This window comes from Streptomyces sclerotialus (assembly GCF_040907265.1).
GTDB lineage: Bacteria > Actinomycetota > Actinomycetes > Streptomycetales > Streptomycetaceae > Streptomyces > Streptomyces sclerotialus.
Map to the genome: position 1 here is coordinate 7143249 of NZ_JBFOHP010000002.1, position 23672 is coordinate 7166920.

Here is a 23672-nt window from a genome sequence, read left to right on the forward strand (position 1 = left end):
GGTGCCCTCAGGCGTGCAGGGTCAGTGACGGCCGGGCGCCGTTGAGGTAGTGGGCGCCGATGTCGCGGAGCCGGTGCGTGGGGGAGCTGCGGGCGGTGAGCGTACGGGCGTTGCGCCAGAAGCGGTCGAAGCCGGGGTCGGTGGCGGGGGAGAGGCCCGGCGCCCCCGCGGTCAGTTCGAGGATCCGCGTGGTGATGTGCAGCGCCGAGTCGGTGGTGACGGCCTCGGCGGCGGCGACGAGGAAGGCGATGTCGGCACGCTCGTCCGGGCCGAGTCCGGGCCCCGTCAGCAGCCCCCGCGCCATCGCGTCCGTCGCCCGGTCGACGACGGATGACGCGCTGTGCGCCGCGGTGGCCAGCTCGCCGTAGGCCAGGAGCAGGTAGGGGTCCTCGCCGGGCGCCGCGGCGTACTCCCCGCTGCCGGTGTCCGTGAAGGGATGGACGCCGGGCGCCACCCGGCTCACGTCCCGCGCCTCGGCCAGGGCGCCCTCGGCGTTCCCCAGGCCGACGTGGAGCAGGATCAGCCGGAGCGCGAGCGGCGCGAGCGCGGTGTACGGGGAGACGGTGTGCTCGTCCCCCGGCACGGTGCCCAGCACCTGCGCGGCCGTCACCGGCACCTCGTCGCACGTGACGGTGGCGGCGCCGGTGAGCCGCTGGCCGAGCCGCTCCTCCGGCGCGTCCGGCGCCACGGTGGTACGCGCCGGATCCACCAGGACGACGACCGGTTCACCGGTGTCGGCGTGGGTGGCGGAGAGCAGGAACCGGTCGGCCACGCTCGCGCCCGCGGCCACCGCGCGGTATCCGCTGAGTACGTACTTCCTGCCGTGCGGCGCGAGCCACAGGCCGCTCCCGTCCGGGCCCTCCGGCGCGTCGGTACGGCCCGCCCAGAGCCACTGCCCGCGCACGGCCCGCAGTTCGAGCCGCGCGGCGCGCTCCGGTGCGCCGAAGAGCCGGGGCCCCCAGGACAACACGTAGTGGTGGGCGAGGAGTTCGGCGAGGGAGCTGTCGGCCGTCGCGATCTCCCGTACGGCGGCGCAGGCGGTGTGCCAGTCCGTGCCGCGGCCGTCCGGGCCGGGCGGCGTGAGGAAGCCCGGCAGGCCGGCTTCGCGCAGCCGGGAGACCTCCTCGAAGGGCGGTTTGCCCGCCCGGTCGCGGGCGCTCGCGTCCACGGCGAGGTCGTCGGCGAGTTCCTGTACGGCGCGCGGCCAGGTCCCGCCGTCGGCCGGCTGTCCGGCGGGCACCGGACAAGAGGGGTTGAGGGGCACGCGGTACCTCCGGGGGGTCGGCGGGTCGCCGGTGGGGGTTCGGGGACTCGGGCCGTCAGCTGGTGGTGACTTCGGCGGCGCGTGCATCCGCCGCCTCCGCCGCGGGGTGCGGCGCGGTCCTGCTCGCGCGGCGGTGTTCCTTGACGGAGTAGCCGACGGCGGCCGCCCACACGACGTAGACGAAGCCGTAGACCGTCCACTGGGTGGTGTCGCCGGCGCCGACCCAGTCGCTCCGCAGCAGGGTGCGGATGTTGGTCAGGACGATGAGCCCGCCCACCGCCGAGCCGAGGATGCGCGGCGGTACGTGGCGGACCAGCCAGGCGGCGATCGGCGCGGCGACGAGTCCGCCGGCCAGCAGGGCCACGGCCCAGAGCCAGTTGACGCCTGCGGAGCCGAGGCCGACGAGGAAGCCGAGGCTCGCGGCGACCGCGACCAGGAACTCGCTGGTGTCGATGGAGCCGATGACCTTACGGGGCTCCAGGCGGCCGCTGGCCAGGATCGCCGGCGTGCCGACCGGTCCCCAGCCGCCGCCCCCGGTGGCGTCCAGGAATCCGGCGACCAGCCCGAGCGGGGACAGGAAACGCTTGCGCAGCGGCTTGTCCAGCTTGTCGGCGGGCAGCCCGGCGACGGTGAACCTGCCCAGCACGTACAGCCCGAGGCCCAGCAGGAGCAGGGCCATCACCGGCTCGGCGAGCTCGGTGGAGAGGGCGGAGAGGAACGTGGCGCCCGCGAAGGCACCGACGGCCCCGGGAATGCCGATCTTCAGGACCACGCGCCAGTCGACGTTGCCGAAGCGCCAGTGCGCGGCGCCCGACGCGAGGGTGGTGCCGATCTCCGCGAGGTGGACGGTGGCGGAAGCGGCGGCGGGGTTGGTGCCCACGGCGAGCAGCAGGGTGGTGGAGGTGACGCCGTAGGCCATGCCCAGGCTGCCGTCCACCAGTTGGGCGCCCAGCCCGGCCAAGGCCAACAGGATCAGCGTACGCACGGCGACCTCACAGATTCCCTAGTTTTCCCACTGGATTGGTAGGAATACTCGGCGCGCTGCCGCGTGGTGACAAGGGGGTGTTCAAGAAGTGGACAGAATGCTCTCGCGATACGAGACGCCGCAGGTGGGAGCGGGTTCCGTCAGGGGTTGGTCCACGCTTCCGGACTCTCCGTCAGCGACAGGACATCGGCGGGGAGTCGGGCGGACGCGACATCGGCCAGCGACACCCCGTCCAGGATCTGGCGGACGTTGGCCCGCAGCGCCACCCACAGCGGCAGCAGCGATTCGGCGGGGCCGGTGTACGACAACTCCGGCGGGCGGACGCCGCGCACCGACACCAGCGGCCCGTCCACCGCACGGATGACCTCCGCGACGCTGATCGCCCCGGCCGGCCTGGCCAGCCGGTAACCGCCGCCGCCGCCGCGCTGGCTGCGCACGAGCCCGCCGCGGCGCATGTCGTTCAGAATGCCTTCGAGGAACTTGTGCGGGATGTCCTGGGCGGCGGCGATGGCCTCGGCCTTGAGCGGTCCGGCGTCGGTACAGGCGGCGAGCTGCAGCGCGGCCCGTACCGCGTAGTCCGCCCTGGCTGAGATGCGCATGGCCGCATTATCCCGCACGGTGGACGGCGCGCCGGGCGGCCCGGCGAACCGCGTCCTACGATCATCGGGTGGCTCGCGTGAACGACGACGGATACCTCCTCGACAACCGGCAGGCCGAGGCCGGACAGCGCTTCGGCGCGATGTCCGAGCTCTTCGACCCGGTCACCTTCCGGCACCTGGCGGCCGTGGGCGTGACCGACGGCTGGCACTGCTGGGAGGTCGGGGCCGGCAGTCCGGGCGTACCGGCCTGGCTGGCCGCGCGTACCGGACCGGCAGGGCGTGTGCTGGCCACCGACATCGACACGGCCTGGATGCCGCCGGACGCCCCCTTCGAGGTGGCGCGGCACGACGTGGGGACGGAGGAGCCACCGCCGGGCCCGTTCGACCTGGTGCACGCGCGGCTGGTCCTCGTCCACGTACCGCGGCGCGCGGCCGCCCTCGAGGCGATGGTGCGTGCGCTGCGCCCCGGCGGACGCCTCGTACTGGAGGACGCCGACCCGGCGCTCCAGCCGCTCAGCTGCCTGGACGAGCACGGTCACGCGGAGCGGCTGGCCAACCGGCTGCGGCGGGGCTTCCGCGAACTCCTGGCCCGGCGCGGCGCCGACCTGGCCTTCGGGCGGACGCTGCCGCGGCTGCTGCGCGAGGCGGGCCTCACCGACGTGGCGGCCGACGCGTACTTCCCGGTCACCTCGCCGGCCTGCGACGCCCTGGAGGCCGCGACCGTACGGCAGCTCCGCGGCCGCCTCGTCGAAGCCGGCCTCGCCACCGAGGCCGAGATCGAGGAGCACCTCGCCAACGTCACCGCGGGACGGCTCGACCTCACGACGGCACCGCTGGTCTCCGCGTGGGGCCGCAAGCCGGGCGGGGAGCGGTGACCGGCCCGGCTCGGAGCCGTGTGCTGCCGCCGCCCGCCCCGTCGGAGGTGAGCTCGCCGATCACATGGCGCGCGATCGCCGCCATACGCGGGTTGCTCTCCCGGTAGTTGCGCAGTTCCAGGAGCGCGACCGACAGCGCCCAGCCGCGCCCGCGCGCCCAGGCCGCGTCGTCCGCCGCCACGGCGGCCCGGAAGACCTCGCGCGCGCCGGCCGGCAGCAGATACCACGCCGCGAGCAGGTCGACCGCGGGATCGCCGAGCCCCAGGCAGCCGAAGTCGATGACGGCGCTCAGCCGCCCGCCGTCGACCAGGACGTTCCCCGGCTGGAGGTCCGCGTGGATCCAGACCGGCGGCCCGGCCGGCCCCGGAGCCCGCAGCGCCGCGTCCCACACGGCCGTCGCCGCCACCGGATCGACGCAGCCGCGCAGCGCCTCGAGGGCGTCACGTGTCGCGGCGTCCCGGTCCGGCAGCGGCTCACTGCGGTACGAGGGCGGACCGTCCGCCGGATCGGTCCGGCGCAGCGCCGTGACGAACTCCCCCAGTTCTGCGGCGAACAGCGCGGGGTCCTCCACCGCCACGCCTGAATCGGGAGCGCCGCGCCCGACCGCCGGGTTCGCGCCCGGCAGCCAGCGGTGGACGGACCAGTCCCAGGCGAACCCCTCGGCGGGCGTTCCCAGGCCCAGTGGTACGGGGACGGCCACCGGCAGCCGCGGGGCGAGCCGCGGCAGCCACCGGTGCTCCTTCACCACGTCCGCCGCGGCGCCCGCCGCGCGGGGGAGCCGGACGACCATGTCCGCGCCGAGCCGGTACATGGCGTTGGACGTCCCCGCCGTCCCGACCGCCGCGACGGGCAGCTCCGCCCACTGGGGGAACTGCGCGGCGAGCAGCCGCCGTACGAGGGCCGCACCGACGCCCGGCTCCGCGCCGTCACCCATGGAGACCTCCCCGTCCCGCCGTCCTCGCCGACGGCACTATGCCTGCCCGGAAGCCGCCCCGGCCACGGGATTTCCGCGGTCCGTGCCGTCGGCGGCCCGTGCGGCGGCCGCCGTGGCGCCGGTCCCGAGCGTGAGATGGGGCCAGTGCGCGGTGTCACGCCGGAGCCGGCGGTCGTGGGTGGCCACCACCACCGCGGCGGCCGTCGCTTCGAGGGCTTCGGTGAGCTCGTCGACCAGGGCGATCGAGAGGTGGTTGGTCGGCTCGTCCAGCAGCAGGGCGTGCGGCCGGGCGGCCAGCGCGAGGGCGAGGTCCAGGCGCCGCCGCTGTCCCATGGACAACTCCCGCACGGGCCGGTCGGCATCACGCCGCGCGAGCAGTCCCAGCTCCGCCAGGCCGACCGTCTCGTTCCCGTCGAGCCGGCCCGCCGTGACCAGCGCGGTGATGTGCGTGTCGTACAGCTCGTGTGCGCGGCGCCGGCCCGCCGCCGCGGACTCCTGGCACAGCAACTGGACCCGCACGTGCCGGGCGTGGCGCACCTGCCCGGAATCCGGCTCCAGGCGCCCGGCGAGCACGGCGAGCAGGGTGGACTTGCCCGCCCCGTTGCGACCGGAGACCATCAGCCGCGAGCCGGACCGCAGCGTCACGTCGGCGGGTGCGGTGAGCCGGCCGGCGACGGTGACGCCCTCGGCGCGTACCAGGGTCACCCCGGCCCGGGCGGGCAGTGCGGGCGCGGCCAGGCGTAGTGGCGGCTCGGGCAGTGACACCTCGTGGCGCCGGAGGTCCTCCTCGCGGCGGTGCACCGAGCGGACCAGCCCCGCGGCACGCGTGGCGCGCTGGTGCTTGCCCGTGCCCTTGTCCGGCCGCCAGCCGGTGACCAGACGGTTCTGCGCGGCCGTCAGGTCCGCCGCCAGCCGGGCGTGCTCGGCCTGCTGCCTGCCGTACTCCTCCTCCCAGCGCAGGCGGGCGGCCCGGCGGCCGGCCACGTAACCGTCGTAACCGTTGCCGTACACGGCGGGGCGGCCGTCGCTGCTGGGGTCGAGGTCGACGATCGTGGTGGCGACGTCCTGGAGCAGCGTACGGTCGTGGCTGACCACCACCACACCGCCCGGCCACCGGGTGAGGCGTCCGGTCAGGTAGTCCAGACCCGCCTGGTCGAGGTGGTTGGTCGGCTCGTCCAGCAGCAGGAAGTCGTAGGCCGCGCCGAGCAGGCACGCCAGGCGTACCCGGTAGCGCTGCCCCACCGACATCGTCACCAGCCGCCGGTCGCGGTCGGTCACCGCGCCGAGCGCGTCGAGCGCGACCGTCACGCGCCGGTCGGCGTCCCACGCCTCCAGTGCCTCGGCCGCCTCCAGGGCGGCCTGGTACGACGCGTCCGCGTCCGCGCGCCCCTCGGCGAGCGCCACCGCGCTCTCGTCGAGGGCGGCCAGTGCGGCACGCGCGTCGGCGAGATGCCCGTCGATGACGTCGCCGACCGTACGGTCCTCGTCGGCGTCCATCTCCTGTTCGGCGCTGCCCAGCGTGCCGACGCGCCGGACGGAACCGGCGTCCGGGGTCAGGGCGCCGGCGAGGACGTGCAGCAGGGTCGACTTGCCGCAGCCGTTCTCGCCGACGACGCCCCAGCGCGAGCCGGGGGAGACGGTCATGTCGACACCGGTGAGGACGGGACGGCCGCCGCGGACGAGGCGGACGTCGGAAGCGGTGAGCTGTGCGCGGGCACGCGCGGGAAGGGTGCGGGTGTTCATGATTCTCCGGATCAGGACACACTCCACCCGCCGGGCGGCGGGGAGCGGTCCTCCTGTGATGAGGACGGAAGGCCGGCGAAGCGGGCCGTGGACACAGCAAGCGGCCTGCTGCCTCGGTCACTTCACGAGGAGCGGGCGGCCGCGTGTTCCGTCACAGGAAGTAGAAGAATCTCACGCTCCTACGGTAACAGGGGCGAACCGGACCGTCTCGCGAATTCAGCGGAGCGGCCGATCCGAGACGCGGGAAAGAGCTCCCGCAAGGCCGTTCAGCACGGACACCGGACGCCCGGCGAAAAATTTTCAGCGGGTTGTTTGCCGGGGCAGGCCGGGGGCAGCAGGGACTACGTGCTTCGGCCCGTAGGCACGCCCCGTGGGAGCAGTGTGACTTCCGCCCGGCGAGCCTGCCTGGCCACGCTCCCACGGGTGAATGAAGTGTCCTGAAGAACGACTTGCTGACCCAGGAGCCCGGACCATGCTCGTGAAGACGCAGAACACAGTTCAGATCGATGACCGTCAGCTCGCCGGCGCGGCGGAGCAGGCGTCGGACGGAGCGGTGGCACCGCAGGGCGGCACGGAAGCACGGGCCGCGCGGCGACGCGCCGACCAGGCCCCGAACCGGCCGCCGAACAAGCCCCGCGGCATCAAGCGGCAGCGCCGGAGTGCGCGGGCGGTGACGCCGGCCGCTCCCCAGCGCCGCGGCCGGCACCCGCACGACGACGCTCCCGACACCGCCGAGGACTTCCGCCGCCTGGTCGCCCTGCCGGACGGCCCCGAGCGGCAGGAGCTCCGCGGCCGGGTGATCAGTGCCTGGCTGCCGATGGCGGAGCGCCTCGCACTCCGCTTCCGCAACCGCGGTGAGAACCTGGAGGACTTGCAGCAGGTGGCCGCCATGGGGCTGGTCAAGGCGGTCGACCGCTACGACCCCGCGCACGGCAACGCCTTCGAGAGCTTCGCCGTACCCACCGTGATCGGCGAGATCAAGCGCCACTTCCGGGACCACATGTGGGGTGTGCACGTGCCCCGCCGGGTCCAGGAACTGCGCAACCGCGTACGCGCCGCCCGTCAGGAACTCACCAGCAGCATCGACGACCACGGCCCTACCCCCGAGCAGATCGCCGAGCACACCGGCATGCCCGTCGAGGACGTGCTGCTCGGTTCGCAGGCCCTGAACAGCTTCAGTCCCCTGTCCCTGGACGCGGAGCTGCAGAACAGCGACGACGGCTGCTCGCTCGCCGACACCCTCGGCACCCCGGAGGCCGGCTTCGACCTGGTCGTCGCCCGGGAAGCGGTCAAGCCGTACCTCACCAAACTCCCCGAGCGCGAAAAGGAGATCCTCTACCTGCGGTTCTTCCGCGACATGACGCAGAGCCGGATAGCCGAGCGGCTGGGCCTGTCCCAGATGCACGTCTCCCGCATCATCTCCCGCACCTGCCGCCAGATCGCCGACCGCATCGGCGAGAGCCGTGGCGAGCGTGCCGCGGCGTGAGGACGGCACGCCTGCTCACGATCCGGGTCCGGTCAGCGGCGTACCGACTCCTGGTACGCCGCGGCCGCCCGGCGCCGGCCGCACCCGGCCGGCACACCGTCCGCCGGCCGAGCGCGGCCGGCGAGGCGGCCTGAACGCCACACCTCGATGACACCTCGGTGACACCGAAAGCAGCCGGCCCCTCGACGAGTGTCGAGGGGCCGGCTGCGATGAGTAGCGGGGACAGGATTTGAACCTGCGACCTCTGGGTTATGAGCCCAGCGAGCTACCGAGCTGCTCCACCCCGCGTCGGTGAATGCAACCCTACGCTATGGTCCGGTCGAAAGCCCAATCGCGGCGGAGGCGGGGCACCGCCGCGCGGCACCGTCACTGTGAACTCCGCTGACAGCGAACCGCGTTCGGGGAACGGGCGGGCGGTGCTTGGGTGGCGCAATGGAGATCTTGGTGCTGGGTGGGACGGCTTGGCTGGGGCGGGAGCTGTCGCGACAGGCGATCGGGCGCGGCCATCAGGTGACGTGCCTCGCGCGAGGCGAGAGCGGAGGGGTGGCGGACGGCGCGGTGCTGGTGTGCGCCGACCGGCGCGACCCGGCGGCGTACGCGCCGCTGGCCGGCCGTGACTGGGACGCGGTCGTCGAGGTGTCGTGGCAGCCCGGGTTCGTCCGCGGGGCGCTCGACGCACTGGGCGGCAGGGCCCGGCACTGGGTCTACGTCTCGTCCATCAGCGCGTACGCCTCGCACGCCACCGTGGGTGCCGACGAGTCCGCTCCCCTCCTCGCTCCCACCGGCCGGAGCGAGGCCGGCCGTGAGTCGTACGGCGAGGCGAAGGCCGCCTGCGAGGAGGCGTCGGCCGCTGCCGTGGGCGACCGTCTCCTCGTGGTGCGCGCCGGTCTCATCGGAGGACCCGGGGACCACAGCGGGCGTTCCGGCTACTGGGTGGCCAGGGCCGCGCGCGATCCGCTGGGGCCGATGCTGGTGCCCGACGTACCGGACATGCCGACCCAGGCGGTCGACGTGCGGGACCTCGCGGCCTGGGTGCTCGACGCCTCGGAGGCGGGACGCGCCGGGACGTACGACGCCGTCGGGCCGGTCGTGCCGTTCGCGGAGTGGATCGAGCTGTCCCGCGCCGTCGGCGGCCACACCGGCCCCGTGGTCACCGCGGACTCGGCCTGGCTGCTCGCGCAGGGCGTGGCCGAGTACATGGGGGCCGAGTCGCTGCCGATGTGGCTGGTCGAGCCGGGCTGGCAGGGGTGGTCGGCGCGCAGCGGCGCCGCGGCGCGTGCCGCGGGGCTGCGCCACCGGCCCCCGGCGGAGCTGCTGGCCGACACGTTGCGCTGGGAGCGGGAGCAGGGCCTGGACCGCGCGCGCCGGGCCGGGCTCAGCGCGGCGCGCGAGCGCGAGCTGCTCGACGCGCTCGGCTGACGGCGGCGGGGCCGGCCGCGGTGTGGTGTTCAGCCGCGGTGGCCGGCGCCGGCCAGTAGGTGCTGCATGTGTTCCGCCGCGCGTACCGCCGCGTCCCCGCAGCAGTTGTTGAAGAGGACGTGGACCCGGTCGGTCCGCGCGGCCATGTCGTGGATGCGCGGTACCCACTCCGCCAGCTCCGACGGTGCGTAGGCGTAGCGGAAGCGGTCCTCCTTGCTGCCGCTGCCCCACGAGGCGCTGCGGCCGTGGAAGCGGACCACCGCCGTGTGCGCAGAGGTCACCGGGGTGACCGGCGGGACGGAACGGGGGAGCGTCCGGGTCATGTCCACGGCCACGGCCGCCATGCCCAGCTCCGCGAGAAGCGCCGTCGTCCGCTCCGCCTGGTCCCCCTGCCACCAGGCCGGGTGACGGAACTCGACGGCCACGGGCCACCCTTCGGTCCGCTGCCGGCATGCGGTGAGGAACGTCTCCCACCGGCTGCCGGGCGCGCACCACGGCGGGAACTGGAAGAGGAGCGTGCCGAGGCGGCCGGCCCGGCGCAGCGGCTCCAGCCCCTGTCCGAACCGGTCCCAGACCTCGTCGAGCAGCGCCGGGTCGGTGCCCCGCGCGGCGCCCGGCCGCTCGCGTGCCGGCCGTAGGCCGGGCGGGAGCGCGTGCGGTGCAGTGGGGTGCCCGGTGAGCAGGGAGAACGCCTTCACGTCGAAGCGGAAGCCGTCCGGTGTGCGCTCCGCCCACAGTGCGCTGTTCCGCGCGCTGGGCAGTGCGTAGTACGTGGCGTCGACCTCCACGACGGGGAACCGCTCGGCGTAGTACCGCAGCCTGCCTTCCGCGTCCCGGCGTCCCCGCGGATACCAGCCGCTGCGTACCAGCGCCTGGTCCGTCCACGAACACGTACCGACCGCGATCCCACTGCTGTTCATGGCGCCCGCGTACCCCGTGTCGCGGGGAGCAGCCGTGCTGCGTGGCGATCGGCGTTCCAGCGGCCTTCCCGGTCACCGCCCCCGGCCCGTCCCGGAGGCAGGCGGGTGAGCGGGGGCGGACGTGTGCGTGTGCAGGAAGCGGATGTGGGGCCGGTCCTCGGGCCCGGACCGGGTGATGCGCGCGCGTACCCCGTACACGCCCGCGACCATCGTCTCGGTCAGCACCTCCTGCGGGGTGCCGCCGGCCACCACCCGGCCCTCCTTGAGGACCACGAGCTGATCGCAGTACATCGCCGCCAGGTTCAGGTCGTGCAGCGCGATGATGCTGGTGAGGCGGAGGCCGGCGATCAGGTTCAGCAGGTCGAGCTGGTGCCGGATGTCCAGGTGGTTGGTCGGCTCGTCCAGCAGCAGTTCACGCGGCTCCTGGGCGAGGGCGCGGGCGATCTGGGCCCGCCGGCGTTCGCCGCCGGAGAGGGTGTGCCAGTGCCGGTGTGCCTTGTCGGCCATGCCGGTTCGGGCCAGTGCGGTACGGACGGCCTCCTCGTCCGCCGCCGACGCCGGCGTCCATGCGCTGCGGTGCGGGACGCGGCCCAGGCGTACGACGTCCAGTACCGTCAACGCGCTCCGGGTTTCGGCCTGTTGGTCGACCACGGCGACGCGCCGGGCGACCGTCCGGCGGCCCGTGTCACCCAGCCGGCGGCCGTCGAGGGTGACGGTGCCGGAGTCCGGGGCGAGCACTGGCGAAGCCCGGTCTGCGGTGTTCCCCCCGGCGCGGCACGCACCGGAGGCCGCCAGCAGGTCTTCGGACTCGGGGTCACCCGGACGGGACGCCTTCCCGGACCGCGTGCGCCGTCCAGTGGCCGATGCCCCGCCCGTCACCCTCACCGCTGCGCGTCAGTTCCGGATTCGCACCGGATTCCCTGACCCATACATGTGCACATGCGCATGCAAGGTACGACTGGCCCACGCAGCTACCACAGGCACTTCACGGCACCGGCCGGCGACCGGAGGTGGGAGCTCCCGCCCGCGTAGACCGAAGGATGTAGCCGGCTTTCCCTCCTGAGCAGGAGGTCGGAGGCGGTGCCGACGGCGACGATGCCAGAGGTACGAGTCGGCGACACGAGGTACGAACGCGAGGTCCGGGCAGGTATGCGGCGGAGCGGGACGATCAGAGAACGACGGACGGCGGACCTTCCCCGCCCCGCCCCCACCACGTCGCGTACGGCGGCGGTGGGCCGGGCCCTGGCCGGTGGTCTGGTCATGGCCGTCGCGCTGGGATGCGGTACGACCCTGGGCACGGCCGTCGCCGACCGCGTCGGTGCCTCGGGCCTGGCGGCGCGCCTGATCCCGGCCGCACTCGTCAGTGTGCTCGCCGTGCCGGTCGTCGTCGCCGTGCACCGGCGCCGCGCGGCGGCTCCGCTCGGTTTCGGCGGCCCCGGCGCGAGCGTACGGGCGTTCCTGACGGGCGTCGGCGTGACGGCGGCAGCGGCGGCACTCGTACTCGGCGCGGCCACGGCGGGCGGGATGCTGCGCTGGTCGAGTCCGGACCTCGGCACCCTCGCCGGGTTCCTCGTCTCCAACGCGGTGGTCGCCCTGCTGCTCGAAGCGCTGCCGGAGGAGACGACGCTGCGCGGCCACACCTGGACCGCCCTGCGCGAGCGCTTCGGCGGCACGGTCACCGCACTGGGCACCACGGCGGTGTTCCTGCTGGTGCCGGCGGCGTCGACGGTCGTGGAAGCCGGGACGGCCCGGCTGCTCGGCCGGGCTCCGCAGCCGATCGGCTTCGCGCCCGACGGGCAGCCCCCGGCCGACTACCTGATCCTGCTGGCGGTCTTCGGGCTGACCCTCGTCGCGGCCCGTACGGCCGTGCGCCGGTCCCCGCTCTGGGCCGCCATCGGGGCCCACCTGACGTTCCTGAGCGTCAATCGCCTCCTGCTGGAGGGCGACGCGCGGGGCGCGGGCTGGTCGGCGGAGCTCATGACGCCGGACGCGGTCCTGCTCGTACCGGCGTACCTGCTGCTCGCCGCCGCCGGATTCGCGGTGTGCAGGCGCTTCGGCCGCGGTCCGGAGAACGGGAACTATTGAAAACGATTGTCATCGTGTTACCTTTTCCCGTCTCCTCTTGACCGTCCCTTTACCGGAGAGTTCCGTGCGCCTGCCCGCCCGCCTCCTGTCCCTAGCCGTGGCCTCCGTACTGCTCACCGGCTGCTTCTCGGCGTCGTCCGGTCCCGGTGGCACGTCCTCCGAAGGTGAACGGATACGCGTGGCGATGATGCAGCCGCCGCGTTCGGGCCTCTCCCCGCTCTCCGACGACGCCTTCAAGCTCTCCCGCTGGTCCACGGCCGAGACGCTGGTGAAGCTGGACGCGGACGGGAACGCGAAGCCCGCGCTGGCCACCGACTGGCGGCGCGACGGCCGCAGTTGGACGTTCACCATCCGGGACGGCGTCACCTTCCACGACGGCACCCGGCTCACGCCCGAGGCCGTCGTCCGCTCCCTGACCAGGGCCGCGACCGCTTCCCCCAAGCCCCGCATCCTCGACGGCGTCGAGCTCACCGCGAAGACCCGGGGCGACTCGGTCGTCGTCACCACCGCCGAGGAGGACCCGCTCGTCCCGCAGCGCCTCAGCTCGCCGCAGCTGTCGGTCCTCGCGGCCAGGGCGTACGGGAAGAAGACGGTGGACCCGGTCGGCGCGGGCACCGGCCCCTTCGAGCTCACCGACGTCCACGGCACCTCCTCGGCGACCCTCGACCGTTACGACGGCTACTGGGGTCGCAAGGCCCAGGCCCCGGGCATCGACGTGACCTTCGTACCCGACGGCACGGCGCGGGCCGCGGCGCTGCGCAGCGGCGAGGCCGACATCGTGGAAGCGGTGCCGGTCTCGCAGGCCGCGGTGCTCGACCAGGACCTGATCACCGAGGTGCCGATGCCGCGCACCAACACGCTGTACCTCAACACCGGGAAGGGCGCCTTCGAGGACGCCTCGGCGCGGGCGGCGGTCCGGGAAGCGATCGACGCGAAGTCGATCGTCAAGGGCGTGTACGAGGGCCGGGCCGATGTCGCCGAGGGACTGCTCGGCCCCGCGCTCCCCTGGGCCGACGGTCTGCGGACGCCGGTGAAGCGGACGGCGGCCGGTGCCGCACCCGGGAAGACGATCACCATCGGTACGTTCACCGACCGGGCCGAGCTGCCCGAGGTCGCCGCGACGCTCCAGCAGCAGCTCCGCAAGGCCGGCTTCAAGGTGAAGCTGGAGATCCGCGAGTACGCCAACATCGAGTCGGACGCCCTGGCGGGCAAGTTCGACGCGTTCCTCCTCTCCCGCGCGACCGTCCTCGACTCCGGCGACCCGGCCGCTTACCTCTACAGCGACTTCGGGTCCGACGGCTCCTTCAACATCTCCCAGCTCGCCGACGGGAAGGCCGACAAGGCGCTGGCCGAGGCCGGCCGGCACGAGGTCGGTGACGCGCGCCGCAAGGCGGTCGTCGAGGCCGAGGCGGCGGTGCTCGCGACGGATGCGGCGGTGCCGCTGCTGCACGAGCGTGTGATCCAGGGCGACGCCGCGCGCGTCACGGGCGCGGCCCACGACCCGCGCGAGCGCGAGCTGGTCACGGCGGAGACCCGCATCAAGTGAGCCCCGAACGTCGCAGAGAATCTTTCGTGAGGCGGCCGGTCGGCGCCGCCGGGCCGGTCCGCGTGCTCTGCCTGGCCGGTGTGGTGGCGGCGGTCGGACTGCTGCCCTGGCTCTCCGGCCGGGACCCGGCGCTGACCGTGCTGCGAGCCCGGTCGGCCGAGCAGGAGGCGACCCCGGAGGCACTGGCCGCGATCCGCGCCGACCTGGGACTGGACGTGGGGCCGCTGTCCGCGCTGGGGCGGTGGGCTCTCGGGGTGCTGCGCGGGGACCTCGGCACCTCGTGGGTCTCCGGCACCGACGTCCTGCCGTCCGTGGTCGCCGGGCTCCAGGTGTCCCTCGGCCTGATGGCCGCCGCCTTCGGCGTCGCTGTGCTGCTGGCCTGCGTCCTGGTCGCGCCGGTGCTGGTGCGGGGGCGCGGCTCGGCCGGGGCGCTCGCCGCGATGCTCGCCGCCGTCCCCGAGTTCCTGCTCGCCACGGTCGCGCTCCTGGTGTGCGGCGTGTGGCTGGGCGTCCTGCCCACGTCCGGCTGGCAGGGCCCGCAGTACCTGGTGCTGCCGGCGGTCGCCCTCGGCGTGCCCGCCGGCGGGCTGCTGGGCCGGCTCGTCGCGGACGCGCTGCCCGCCGTCCTGGACGAGCGGTGGGTGGCGCTGTGGCGGGGCGCCGGGGCCGGGCGGGCCCGCATCGCGGCGGCGGCGCTCCGGCGCGTACTGCCGCCCCTCGTCCCGCAGTTCGGCATGGCGGCCGTGGGCCTGACCGGCGGCGCGGTCGCCGTGGAGACGGTCTTCGCGGTGCCCGGCATCGGCCGTACGGCACTGGGCGCGGCCAAGTCCCAGGACCTGCCGCTGCTCCAGGGCGCCGTGCTCGCCCTGCTCGCCCTCGGCCTGGCGGCGGGCGCGCTGGCGGCACTCGTCCGGCGCAGGCTCCTGGGCCCGGCCCTGCGCGACGCGGGGCTGACGCTGCCCGCGCCGCGTCCGGTGCGCGCGCATCCGGCGGTGCCGGTGGTGCTGGGTGCCGTCCTGCCGGCCGCCATCGGCTGGGGTCTGCTGCGCGACCCGTACGCGGTGGACACCACGGCCCGGCTGCTCGCCCCGTCGTGGGCGCATCCGCTCGGTACCGACGGACTGGGCCGTGACGTGCTGGCCCGCCTCGGGCACGGTGCGGCCTCGACGGTCGGCACGGCGGCCGCGGTGTGCGCGCTGAGCCTGCTGGTGGCGCTGGCCCTCGGCTTCCTGCCGGGGGTGGCGACCGGCGCAGCGGACATCGCGAACGCGCTGCCCCCGGTGATCGTCGGCATTCTGGTCGCGGCGGCGGCAGGGCCCGGCACGGGCGGCGCGGCCCTCGCGGTGGCCCTGATCTCCTGGCCGCCGCTCGCCGCGCACGCGGCGGTCCTGGTGCAGGAGGTCCGCGCGTCGGCGTTCCTCACCGCCCAACGGGCCATGGGCGCGCCGCCCTGGTGGATCCTGACCCGGCACGTGCTGCCGTCCGTCGCCGGGCCCGTCACCCGGCACGCGGTCCTCCGCCTGCCCGGCATCGCCCTCGCCCTCGCCTCCCTGGGCTTCATCGGACTGGGCGCCCAGCCGCCCGCGCCCGAATGGGGGCTGCTGCTCGACGAGTCCCGCGCGTACGTGGAGCGGGCCCCGTGGGCGGCGCTGGCCCCGGCCGTCGCGCTGGCCCTGCTGGCGGGCCTCGCGGTGTCGACGGCGGCGTACGCGGACGACCGCCCGGCGTCGGACGGCCGCCCCGCCCGCCTCCGTGGCGCCGTGACCGGCCGCGCCACCCGCTCCGGCCGGTCCTCCCGTCCCGCCCACCACCTCGACGCAACTCCCCGGAAGGAGACGTCCGTTGAGCGCACCGCACCGTGATCAGCACGCCGATCCGCTCCTCTCCGTACGCGACCTCCGGATCTCCTTCGACGGCACCGACGTGGTACGCGGCGTGTCCTTCGACGTCAGCGCCGGCCGGACGCTGGCCGTGGTGGGGGAGTCGGGCGCGGGCAAGTCGCTGACGGCGCGGGCGCTGCTCGGCATGCTCCCGCGCGGCGCGACGGCCACGGGGAGCGTACGGCTCCGGGAGAGCACGGGAGCCCGCACCCAGCTGGTGGGCGCCGCTCCCCGGACCGTCGCCGCCCTCCGCGGCCGGCGCGTGGCCCTCGTACCGCAGGACGCCCTGTCCGCACTGTCCCCCGTACACCCGGTGGGCGACCAACTCGCCGCGGCCGTACGGTCGGTGTCCCGCGTCTCGCGCAAGGAGGCCCGCGCACGGGCGGTCGCCGCCCTGGACCGGGTGGGCATCGCCGACGCCGCGCGCAAGGCACGGGCGTACCCGCACGAGTACTCCGGCGGGATGCGGCAGCGCGCCGTGATCGCCATGGCGACCGTCAACGAACCGGCCCTGGTGGTCGCCGACGAACCCACCACCGCCCTCGACGCCGGGATGCGGGAGCAGGTGCTGCGGGTCCTCGGCGAGCGGCGGGCGGCGGCCGGGGCCGCCCTCGTGCTCGTCACCCACGACCTGGCGGTGGTCAGGGAGCACGCCGACCGGGTGCTGGTGATGTACGCCGGGCGTCCCGTCGAGCAGGGGCCGGCACGGCAGGTGCTGGACCGCCCCCGGGCGCCCTACACCGCGGGGCTGCTCGCCTCGCTGCCGCCGGACGGGCCGGGGGGCCGCCGCACCGGCCGGCGGCTGCCCGTCATCCCCGGCGCTCCGCCCGCCCCGGACGGGCTGCCGCCCGGCTGCGCCTTCGCGCCGCGCTGTCCGCTGGCCGAGGACCGCTGCCGTACCGAGGAGCCGCTGCCGCGGCCGGCCGGCGACGGCCACGAGGTCACCTGCCATCGCCGGGACGACGTGCCGTACGCGGCGTCCGGCCTGTTCCTGGAGCAGCCCGCATGACGACTTCCGTGCCCGGGAACACCGGTGCGCCCCTGCTGGACGTCCGCGACCTCGTCGTGCGGTACGGCACCGTCACCGCCGTCGACCACGTCTCGTTCACCCTGGACGCGGGCGAGACGCTCGCCCTCAACGGCCCGTCGGGCTGCGGCAAGTCGTCCACGGCCATGGCGGTGCTCCAGCTGCGCCGCCCGGCCTCGGGCGAGGTCCGCTTCGAGGGCGTGGAGCTGACCGGGCTCGGCGACCGCGCGCTGCGGCCGATCCGCCCCCGTATGCAGCCGGTCTTCCAGGACCCGTACGGCTCCCTCAGTCCCCGGCACCGCATCCGCGACGCCGTGGCGGAGCCCCTGCGCGTCCAGGGCCGCTGGGACGCGTCGGGCCCGGCCCGGGTCGACGAGCTGCTGGACCGGGTCGGCCTCGGCCCCGCCACCGGCGACCGCTTCCCGCACGAGCTCTCCGGCGGGCAGTGCCAACGTGCCGGTATCGCACGGGCGTTGGCGTCGGAGCCGCGTCTCCTGGTCCTCGACGAACCGGTCTCCTCCCTCGACCCCTCCGTCCGCGCCGGGGTCCTGAACCTGCTCGCCGACCTCCAGGACCAGCTGGCCCTCGGCTACCTCTTCATCTGCCACGACCGGGCGGTCGTCCGCCACTTCGCCGACCGGTCGGTCGAGATGCGGGACGGCCGCGTCACGGGGGCCGGGAGCGCTTAGCGGCGGCCCTCACCGGCGGTACACCGGTGCTTCCCGGCTCCTCCCCCTAGGGGACACCCCGTACATCTCCGGGGTGATCGGCAGCTCGGCCGTACATCCCGAGAGCGATCGGGATAACCGCAGGTGGAGGGACGCCCGGCAGCTTCCTCGGCACATAGCGTCGGTGCCTGACCGACGCAAGTGACCAGGAGGACTCGCGATGTACGGGAAGGCATTCGCTCCGGAGTATCAGGGTGAGCTGGGGGCGGAGTTGAGTGTGAACTCCTCGTACGAGGACGTGCTCGCGGCGGCGCGGCGGGCCCGGGGGACGGCCGGCGGGCCGCAGGAGGCCGCGCGGGCCGCGCTGGCGGAGGCGGAGGCCGGGCGGCGGCTCGGCCGGGTCGCTGAGGCCGGTGCCGCGTGGCGGGCGAGTTACCGCAGCGCGCGGGCCGCCGGGGACACCGGCGGCATGGCCTGGGCACTGTGGAGCGGCGGCACGCTCGCCCGCCAGTGCGGGCGGCTCGCGCTCGCGCGGCGGCTGCTCGCGGCGGCCGTCGCGTTCGCCGAGCCGAGCGGCGACCGCCTGGCGCACGGGTACGCACTGGCCGGGCTCGCCGAGACCGGGCGGATACAGGGGGACTACGAAGCCGTCGCCGAGCTGCACGAGGAGCTGCTGGCGCAGGCCAGGGCGCACGGTGAGGCGCGGCACATGGTGTGGGCGATGTCGGGGATAGCCCAGATGCACCGCAACACGGGGGGTTACGAGAAGGCGCTGGCGCTGTTCGAGGAGTCGGCCCAGGTCGCCGAGCGGGCCGAGGACTGGCGGGGGCTCGCCTGGTCACTGCGGGGCGTGGCCGACGTGCGGTCCGTGCTGGGGGAGACCGAGGAGGCGCTGCGGCTGCTGAGCCGCGGCGAGGCGCTGTGCCGGGAGCTGGATCTCGCGGGGGCGCTGGCGTACAACCACAAGATGCGCGGCAACGTGCTGTACCGGGCCGGACGGTACGAGGAGGCCGCCGTCGTCTACCGCGGCGCGCTGGCGGAGTTCCGGTCGATGTCGGAGCCGCGGGGCACGGCGCTCGCGCGGCTGGGGCTGGTGAAGTCCCGGGCGCACACGGGGTGGCCGTACGACGAGGTGGTCGCCGAGCTGGACGACGTCGAGCGCGAGGTCGCCCGGATCGGGCTGCGGCACGCCCGGGACATGGTCAGGGCCTTTCGCGCAGAGCTGTCGGCGGGAAGAACTGCCGTACCGGCTCCCGGTGCCACCACGCGCCGGTCTCCCGCAGTTCCCGCCAGGTCGTGAAGCGGTAGCGGTAGAACAGGGCCCGTACGTGGCGGGGCGGCGCGTCCGGGAAGGGATTGCGGCGCAGCAGGCGCAGCGTGTCGCGGTCGTTTTCGAGCAGTCGTTCGAGGAAGTGTCCGAACCACCGGCTCGCGTAGCCCGGCGACAGCGCCGCGAACCACATCAGCCAGTCCAGCCGCAGATGGTACGGGGCGAAGGGACGGGGCAGGCGGCGTACGTCACCCGGCTTGCCCTTGAAGTCGTACTCCCGCCACTCCGTGGCATCGGTGATCACCTCGTCCGCGGTGCCCTCGATCACCACCTCGTGCCGGACGCGGGTGATGGACCCGAAGGCGCCGTACGCGTTGACCAGGTGCAGCGGCTCGAAGGAGGTGTTCATCCGCTGCCTGCGGGAGAGCAGATTGCGGGCCGGGCGGTAGCTGAGCACGAGGACGGCCGCGGTCGCGGCGACGACCAGGACCTCGTACCAGAGCGGGGGCGGCGCGAGGTCAGCGGGCGGCCCCGCGAGACCGCCGAGGCCGAGGGCGGAGGCGTCCACGACCGAGACGGCGATCACGATCGTCAGCCAGTTCAGCCAGGCGAAATTGCCCGAGAGCACCAGCCACAGCTGGGTGGCGATCATCGCCAGCGCCGCCCACGTGGCCACCGGCTGCGGAGTGAAGAGGAGGACGGGCGCGAGGAGCTGCGCCACATGGTTCGCGGCCGTCTCCACGCGGTGCAGCGGCTTCGGCAGACGGTGGAAGAACCAGCTCAGCGGGCCCGGCATGGGCTGCGTCTCGTGGTGGTAGTACAGGCAGGTCAGGTCCCGCCAGCACGGGTCGCCGCGCATCTTGATCAGCCCGGCGCCGAACTCCAGCCGGAACAGCAGCCAGCGCAGCAGCCACAGCACCAGGACGGGCGGCGCGGTGCGGGCGTTGCCCAGGAGGACCGCCAGCGCGCCCGTCTCCAGGAGCAGCGTCTCCCAGCCGAAGCCGTACCAGGTCTGGCCCACGTTGACGATCGAGAGGTACATCGCCCACAGCGCGGCCCACCACACCATCGACGCCCACAGCGGCACGGCGTCCGCGGCGCCCGCCAGCACGGCAGCCGACAGCAGCGCGCCCGCCCACGCCCAGCCCGCGAAGAACCGGTCCGAGAAGCGCCAGTGGAAGACCGACGGCGACCTGCGGAACGGCACCCGGCGCACGAAATCCGGTACCGGGGTCATGCCGCGTTCCCCGATCAGCGCTCTGAACTGCAGCGCCGCCGAGACGAACGCGATCACGTACAGCGCGGCCAGGGCCCGCTGGAAGACCAGCCGGCCCAGCCAGTACTCGGATGCCGGAAACCACTCCACATGCCTATCCGTAGCACCGCGGCGGGTCGTCGGCGTGGCCGAAACGGGCCGTACGGGGGCAGTTTCTCCGTCCTGTGACCCGGTCGACGGTAATTACCGCGCAGCGGGGAACTCATGTCGTTAGGCTGAGGGGCGACGGACGACCTGTCTGGGAGATGCCGACATCCTCGGCCCGTCGCGGGATGCGCCACGAACCATGGCCGAACTCCCGGTTATGACATACGGCGCCACCGCGTCAGTTACCTCATCCCTTTTGGCTAAGGAGTGCGTGGTGGCACCGGAACAGACGATCAGCAAGCAGCCCCGACCGAAGCAGAGCGAGCGCCAGGGGCGCATCCGGGAGGTGCGCAACCTGGAGGTCTGGAGCCGCTGCGCCCCGGTCCACCTGGCGGGCTGCGACGACGAATCGACGGCTGAGCAGCACATCTTCCGCGGGATCGACTGACGCGTACGGCTGTCGACCGGCGCGTACGGCTGCTGACGCGTACGGCCGGTGAAGCGTACGGTCGGCCGGGTGACCGGCCGGCACCCCTTCGGGCCGTCGCCTACGGACGGCGGCCCAGCAGGCAGAGCAGCCGGGTCTGGTCATCGGCCCCCGGCGGCGGCTCGATCGCCGGAGCGAACATCCCCGACTTGCTCAGCTCCGCCGCGTACGGCTCGACCTCCCGCAGCGCCTGGCTCACCAGCTCGCCCGGCAGCACCTCCGACGCGCCGATCGCCCGTGACAGGTCCCAGGCGTGCACGACCGCGTCCATCGTCATCTGACTGCAGTACGGGGCGGCGCCGCTCTTGCCGTACGAGAGGTGTACCTCCCGGTCCAGGGCGCCCGGCTCACTGAACGCCGCGACCGCCGCGACCGCTGCCCGGTCCCAGGTTCCCACCGGGTCCGCACCCAGCACATCGCCGTCGAACTCGTCGCCGACCTCCTCCATGGTGGCCCCGTCCCGCACCAGCCGCGGCACCCACAGCTGCTCGGCGGTGAGATGGTTCACCAGGTCGCGGACCGTCCAGTCCGTGTCCGGCGTCGGCGCGTCCCACTGGTCGACGCGCACGGAGTGGACGCGGTCCCCGAACAGCGCGATGGCCTCGCCGTGCCGGCGCAGAATGTTGTCGGTCTCCATGCCTCCTCAGCATAGGAGCGATGCCCCGCGGCGGCCCTCCGACGCGCGCCCGTGGCGCCGGGGCGTCTCACTGACGTGCTGTCAGCACTCTGGTCAATCTCCCGTACGGCCGGTTTGATGTGCGCGAGCCGAACATCATTGGAGGCTGCATGGATCTCGCGTCTGCACCCGCCGCCATCCGTTCCGCCGGCCACGAACGCCCCTACCCCGCCTTCCAGAACCGCGCGGCCCGTATCGCCACCGGGCTCCGCGCCCTCGGTATCGCGCCGGGTGACCGGATCGCGGTGGTGATGCGCAACGAACCGGCCTATCTCGAAGTCACCACGGGGGCCGCCCAGGCGGGCGTCTCCGCGGTGCCGGTCAACTGGCACTTCCGCCACGACGACCTGGCGCACGTCCTCACCGACAGCGGCAGCCGCGCCGTCTTCGTCCACTCCGACATGCTGCCCGCCGTCACCGCCCACCTCCCCGCCGGCGTGCATGTCATCGAGGCACCCGTCCCGGACGGGGTCGCCGCGGCCTGCGGGTTCGACGCGCCCCCGGTCAGCGGCGCGCACCCGGTCCTGGACGACTGGCTGGCCGGGTACGAGCCGCTGGCCGACCCGGTACCGGACCGCCCCTCCACCGTGATCTACAGCTCCGGCACCACCGGCCGCCCCAAGGGCGTGCTGCGCGAGCCGGTCCCGTCCGCCGCGCTGCCCGAGGCGGTGGCGAACTTCCTCTCCTACTTCGCCGTGCGCCCCGGCGGGCGGACCATGATCCCGGCACCGCTGTACCACGCCTCGCCCAGCCAGCACGCCGTCCTCGCGGTCGCCTGCGGCCTGGACATCACCCTCATGCCGCGCTTCGACGCCGAGGAGTTCCTGCGTCTGATCGAGGCGCACCGGATCGAGAACGTGCAGGTCGTCCCGACCATGCTGGTGCGCCTGCTCCGGCTGCCGAAGGAGGTACGCGAGCGGTACGACCTGTCCTCCCTCAGCTCGGTCGTGCACGCGGCGGCGCCCTGCCCGCCGCACGTCAAGCACGCGGTGATCGACTGGTTCGGGCCGATCCTCCGCGAGTACTACGGCGGCAGCGAGACCGGCGCCGTGACCTGGTGCGACAGCGAACAGTGGCTGGCCCACCCGGGGACCGTCGGGCGCGCGGAAGGCACCTGCGGGGTGGCCGTGCTCGGGCCCGACGGGCGGGTGCTGCCGCCCGGCGAGACCGGCGAGATCTATCTCAGACCGGCCGACACCTGGCCGCGCTTCACCTACCTCGGCGACGCCGCCAAGCGCGCCGCGATGGAGTCCGCAGCCCTGCCCGGCTACGTCACCATCGGCGACATCGGCCACCTCGACGAGGACGGCTACCTCTACCTCAGCGACCGGCTGAACGACATGGTCATCTCCGGTGGGGTCAACATCTACCCCGCCGAGATCGAAGGCTGTCTGCTCTCCCTGGACGGGGTACGGGACGCCGCGGTGTTCGGCATACCGGACGCGGAGTACGGCGAGGCGCTGGCCGCACACGTGCAGGCCGACCCCGCCGCCGGACTCACGGCCGCCGACGTCCGTGCCCACGTGGCGGCCCGGCTGGCCAAGTACAAGGTCCCCAGGACCGTCGTCTTCGAGGCGGCCCTGCCCCGCGACCCGTCCGGCAAGCTCTTCAAACGCCGACTGCGCGAGCCGTACTGGGAAGGGCACGGCACGAAGATCTGAGCGCAAGGCCTTCGCCGCCGATCGGAGTGGGCATGCCACCCTGTGCGCCGCACGGGCCGCTTGACCTTGACACAGTGACAAGGTCTTCACTGTCGCCGAGGAGGTGGTCCTCATGACCATGTCGAAAGAGGACACGACCACGATGCGAGCCCTCCGCGGGCTGGCGGACGACAGCGCGTCGGTTCGGCTGCGGTCGGCGCTGGCGGTCGGTACGGCCCCGGACCCGGGGTTCATCGGCAAGCTCGTCGAGCGATGCGCGACCGAACCCGAGTTCGCCGTGCGCGAGATGCTGACGTGGGCACTGACCCGCCACGCGGCATCGATGACGGTGCCGGTGCTTCTCGACGAAGTCCGCTCGGGGCGTGCGCAGGCACGGAGCCAGGCGTTGCACACGCTGTCCAAGATCGGGGATCGGCGGGCGTGGCCGGTGATCACACCGGCGCTGCTGTCCGACGCCGACGACGAGGTGGCCCGGAGCGCCTGGCGGGCAGCGGTCGTACTCGTCCCCGAAGGTGCGGAGCGCGAGCTGGCCGTAGTGTTGGCGACACAGCTCGGGCGCGGCGCACGCGAGACGCAGCTGAGCCTCAGCCGGGCGCTGATCGCGCTCGGTGAGGTGATGCTGCCGATACTGGGCGCCGCGACGACGGATCCCGACCCTCGCGTGCGCGCGCACGCGTTCGCCACGGAACGGCTGTGGCGCGACCCGGACGCCGGATTCGAGTTCGCGATCGAGGAGGCGAAGCGCGTCGTGGCCCTCGGCGGGGCCGGCCAGGAGGGGCGGTAG

At 74.2% G+C, this 23672-nt stretch carries 21 protein-coding genes, 1 tRNA gene and 1 riboswitch; of the genes, 12 read left to right on the plus strand and 10 right to left on the minus strand.

What is annotated here, in order from left to right; translation table 11 throughout:
* Positions 1 to 7 precede the first annotated feature (7 nt).
* The 3 genes from AAC944_RS31430 to AAC944_RS31440 form a co-directional block, all read right to left on the minus strand.
* Complete coding sequence (locus AAC944_RS31430; protein WP_368396579.1) at positions 8 to 1240, minus strand: acyl-CoA dehydrogenase family protein; 1233 nt, start codon at positions 1238 to 1240, stop codon at positions 8 to 10.
* A 79-nt stretch (positions 1241 to 1319) separates the two neighbouring features.
* Complete coding sequence (locus AAC944_RS31435; RefSeq protein WP_030612387.1) at positions 1320 to 2249, minus strand: sulfite exporter TauE/SafE family protein; 930 nt, start codon at positions 2247 to 2249, stop codon at positions 1320 to 1322.
* 140 nt (positions 2250 to 2389) lie between these two features.
* On the minus strand, positions 2390 to 2848 hold the full coding sequence (locus AAC944_RS31440) for an RrF2 family transcriptional regulator (RefSeq protein WP_030612386.1): 459 nt from the start codon (positions 2846 to 2848) through the stop codon (positions 2390 to 2392).
* Between the two features lie 68 nt (positions 2849 to 2916).
* On the opposite strand from AAC944_RS31440, the gene AAC944_RS31445 reads away from it, so the two are divergent.
* The gene (locus AAC944_RS31445) at positions 2917 to 3723 is read left to right on the plus strand and encodes a methyltransferase domain-containing protein (RefSeq protein WP_368396581.1); all 807 of its coding nucleotides are present in this window, start codon (positions 2917 to 2919) and stop codon (positions 3721 to 3723) included.
* Here AAC944_RS31445 and AAC944_RS31450 read toward each other — a convergent pair.
* The gene (locus AAC944_RS31450; protein WP_051871607.1) at positions 3668 to 4657 is read right to left on the minus strand and encodes an aminoglycoside phosphotransferase family protein; all 990 of its coding nucleotides are present in this window, start codon (positions 4655 to 4657) and stop codon (positions 3668 to 3670) included. The genes AAC944_RS31445 and AAC944_RS31450 overlap by 56 nt on opposite strands.
* A gap of 36 nt (positions 4658 to 4693) precedes the next feature.
* Complete coding sequence (locus AAC944_RS31455) at positions 4694 to 6400, minus strand: ATP-binding cassette domain-containing protein (RefSeq protein WP_051871627.1); 1707 nt, start codon at positions 6398 to 6400, stop codon at positions 4694 to 4696.
* A 670-nt stretch (positions 6401 to 7070) separates the two neighbouring features.
* Here AAC944_RS31455 and AAC944_RS31460 point away from each other — a divergent pair.
* Entirely contained in the window at positions 7071 to 7886 is an 816-nt protein-coding gene (locus tag AAC944_RS31460; protein ID WP_030612376.1) for a SigB/SigF/SigG family RNA polymerase sigma factor, read from the plus strand.
* 214 nt (positions 7887 to 8100) lie between these two features.
* Here the strand turns inward: AAC944_RS31460 and AAC944_RS31465 are convergent.
* Positions 8101 to 8174: transfer RNA gene (locus tag AAC944_RS31465), tRNA-Met, on the minus strand.
* Between the two features lie 144 nt (positions 8175 to 8318).
* Here AAC944_RS31465 and AAC944_RS31470 point away from each other — a divergent pair.
* The gene (locus tag AAC944_RS31470) at positions 8319 to 9305 is read left to right on the plus strand and encodes a Rossmann-fold NAD(P)-binding domain-containing protein (protein WP_030612373.1); all 987 of its coding nucleotides are present in this window, start codon (positions 8319 to 8321) and stop codon (positions 9303 to 9305) included.
* Positions 9306 to 9334: 29 nt separating this feature from the next.
* On the opposite strand, the gene AAC944_RS31475 is transcribed toward AAC944_RS31470, so the two are convergent.
* Entirely contained in the window at positions 9335 to 10225 is an 891-nt protein-coding gene (locus AAC944_RS31475; protein WP_030612370.1) for a DUF72 domain-containing protein, read from the minus strand.
* Between the two features lie 72 nt (positions 10226 to 10297).
* Positions 10298 to 10963 (minus strand): ABC transporter ATP-binding protein, encoded by a 666-nt coding sequence (locus AAC944_RS31480; RefSeq protein WP_078888453.1) that lies wholly within the window; start codon positions 10961 to 10963, stop codon positions 10298 to 10300.
* Between the two features lie 52 nt (positions 10964 to 11015).
* Positions 11016 to 11188: riboswitch (cobalamin riboswitch) on the minus strand.
* A 132-nt stretch (positions 11189 to 11320) separates the two neighbouring features.
* On the opposite strand from AAC944_RS31480, the gene AAC944_RS31485 reads away from it, so the two are divergent.
* The 6 genes from AAC944_RS31485 (at position 11321) to AAC944_RS31510 (ending at position 18731) form a co-directional block, all read left to right on the plus strand.
* Positions 11321 to 12310 carry a CPBP family glutamic-type intramembrane protease gene (locus AAC944_RS31485; protein WP_368396582.1) on the plus strand — a complete coding sequence of 330 codons (990 nt, stop codon included), beginning with the start codon at positions 11321 to 11323 and terminating at the stop codon, positions 12308 to 12310.
* A 64-nt stretch (positions 12311 to 12374) separates the two neighbouring features.
* On the plus strand, positions 12375 to 13856 hold the full coding sequence (locus AAC944_RS31490; protein ID WP_030612362.1) for an ABC transporter substrate-binding protein: 1482 nt from the start codon (positions 12375 to 12377) through the stop codon (positions 13854 to 13856).
* A 26-nt stretch (positions 13857 to 13882) separates the two neighbouring features.
* Positions 13883 to 15718, plus strand: coding sequence for an ABC transporter permease subunit (locus AAC944_RS31495; protein WP_078888452.1), 1836 nt, complete (start codon positions 13883 to 13885; stop codon positions 15716 to 15718).
* A complete protein-coding gene (locus AAC944_RS31500) occupies positions 15699 to 16745 on the plus strand; it encodes an ABC transporter ATP-binding protein (protein WP_030612357.1) in 1047 nt (348 codons plus the stop codon). The genes AAC944_RS31495 and AAC944_RS31500 overlap by 20 nt, the downstream gene beginning before the upstream one ends.
* Complete coding sequence (locus AAC944_RS31505) at positions 16742 to 17452, plus strand: ATP-binding cassette domain-containing protein (RefSeq protein ID WP_030612354.1); 711 nt, start codon at positions 16742 to 16744, stop codon at positions 17450 to 17452. The genes AAC944_RS31500 and AAC944_RS31505 overlap by 4 nt, the downstream gene beginning before the upstream one ends.
* Positions 17453 to 17651: 199 nt before the next feature.
* Positions 17652 to 18731, plus strand: a complete 1080-nt coding sequence (locus tag AAC944_RS31510) for a tetratricopeptide repeat protein (protein ID WP_030612352.1) — start codon at positions 17652 to 17654, stop codon at positions 18729 to 18731.
* Here the strand turns inward: AAC944_RS31510 and AAC944_RS31515 are convergent.
* Positions 18634 to 20067, minus strand: coding sequence for a lipase maturation factor family protein (locus AAC944_RS31515; RefSeq protein ID WP_030612347.1), 1434 nt, complete (start codon positions 20065 to 20067; stop codon positions 18634 to 18636). The genes AAC944_RS31510 and AAC944_RS31515 overlap by 98 nt on opposite strands.
* Before the next feature lie 271 nt (positions 20068 to 20338).
* Here AAC944_RS31515 and AAC944_RS31520 point away from each other — a divergent pair, with 271 nt between their 5' ends.
* Positions 20339 to 20512 carry a hypothetical protein gene (locus AAC944_RS31520; protein WP_196942923.1) on the plus strand — a complete coding sequence of 58 codons (174 nt, stop codon included), beginning with the start codon at positions 20339 to 20341 and terminating at the stop codon, positions 20510 to 20512.
* Between the two features lie 100 nt (positions 20513 to 20612).
* On the opposite strand, the gene AAC944_RS31525 is transcribed toward AAC944_RS31520, so the two are convergent.
* Positions 20613 to 21188 carry a TIGR03086 family metal-binding protein gene (locus AAC944_RS31525; RefSeq protein WP_030612344.1) on the minus strand — a complete coding sequence of 192 codons (576 nt, stop codon included), beginning with the start codon at positions 21186 to 21188 and terminating at the stop codon, positions 20613 to 20615.
* Positions 21189 to 21337: 149 nt separating this feature from the next.
* Here AAC944_RS31525 and AAC944_RS31530 point away from each other — a divergent pair, with 149 nt between their 5' ends.
* Complete coding sequence (locus tag AAC944_RS31530) at positions 21338 to 22888, plus strand: AMP-binding protein (protein WP_030612341.1); 1551 nt, start codon at positions 21338 to 21340, stop codon at positions 22886 to 22888.
* A 112-nt stretch (positions 22889 to 23000) separates the two neighbouring features.
* Positions 23001 to 23672, plus strand: a complete 672-nt coding sequence (locus AAC944_RS31535) for a HEAT repeat domain-containing protein (protein WP_030612338.1) — start codon at positions 23001 to 23003, stop codon at positions 23670 to 23672.

Coding starts and splice junctions, on each gene's coding strand:
- AAC944_RS31530 (WP_030612341.1), top strand. CDS start 21,338: ATGGATCTCGCGTCTGCACCCGCCGCCATCCGTTCCGCCGGCCACGAA.
- AAC944_RS31535 (WP_030612338.1), top strand. CDS start 23,001: ATGACCATGTCGAAAGAGGACACGACCACGATGCGAGCCCTCCGCGGG.
- AAC944_RS31470 (WP_030612373.1), top strand. CDS start 8,319: ATGGAGATCTTGGTGCTGGGTGGGACGGCTTGGCTGGGGCGGGAGCTG.
- AAC944_RS31505 (WP_030612354.1), top strand. CDS start 16,742: ATGACGACTTCCGTGCCCGGGAACACCGGTGCGCCCCTGCTGGACGTC.
- AAC944_RS31475 (WP_030612370.1), bottom strand. CDS start 10,225: ATGAACAGCAGTGGGATCGCGGTCGGTACGTGTTCGTGGACGGACCAG.
- AAC944_RS31455 (WP_051871627.1), bottom strand. CDS start 6,400: ATGAACACCCGCACCCTTCCCGCGCGTGCCCGCGCACAGCTCACCGCT.
- AAC944_RS31485 (WP_368396582.1), top strand. CDS start 11,321: ATGCCAGAGGTACGAGTCGGCGACACGAGGTACGAACGCGAGGTCCGG.
- AAC944_RS31510 (WP_030612352.1), top strand. CDS start 17,652: ATGTACGGGAAGGCATTCGCTCCGGAGTATCAGGGTGAGCTGGGGGCG.
- AAC944_RS31525 (WP_030612344.1), bottom strand. CDS start 21,188: ATGGAGACCGACAACATTCTGCGCCGGCACGGCGAGGCCATCGCGCTG.
- AAC944_RS31440 (WP_030612386.1), bottom strand. CDS start 2,848: ATGCGCATCTCAGCCAGGGCGGACTACGCGGTACGGGCCGCGCTGCAG.
- AAC944_RS31450 (WP_051871607.1), bottom strand. CDS start 4,657: ATGGGTGACGGCGCGGAGCCGGGCGTCGGTGCGGCCCTCGTACGGCGG.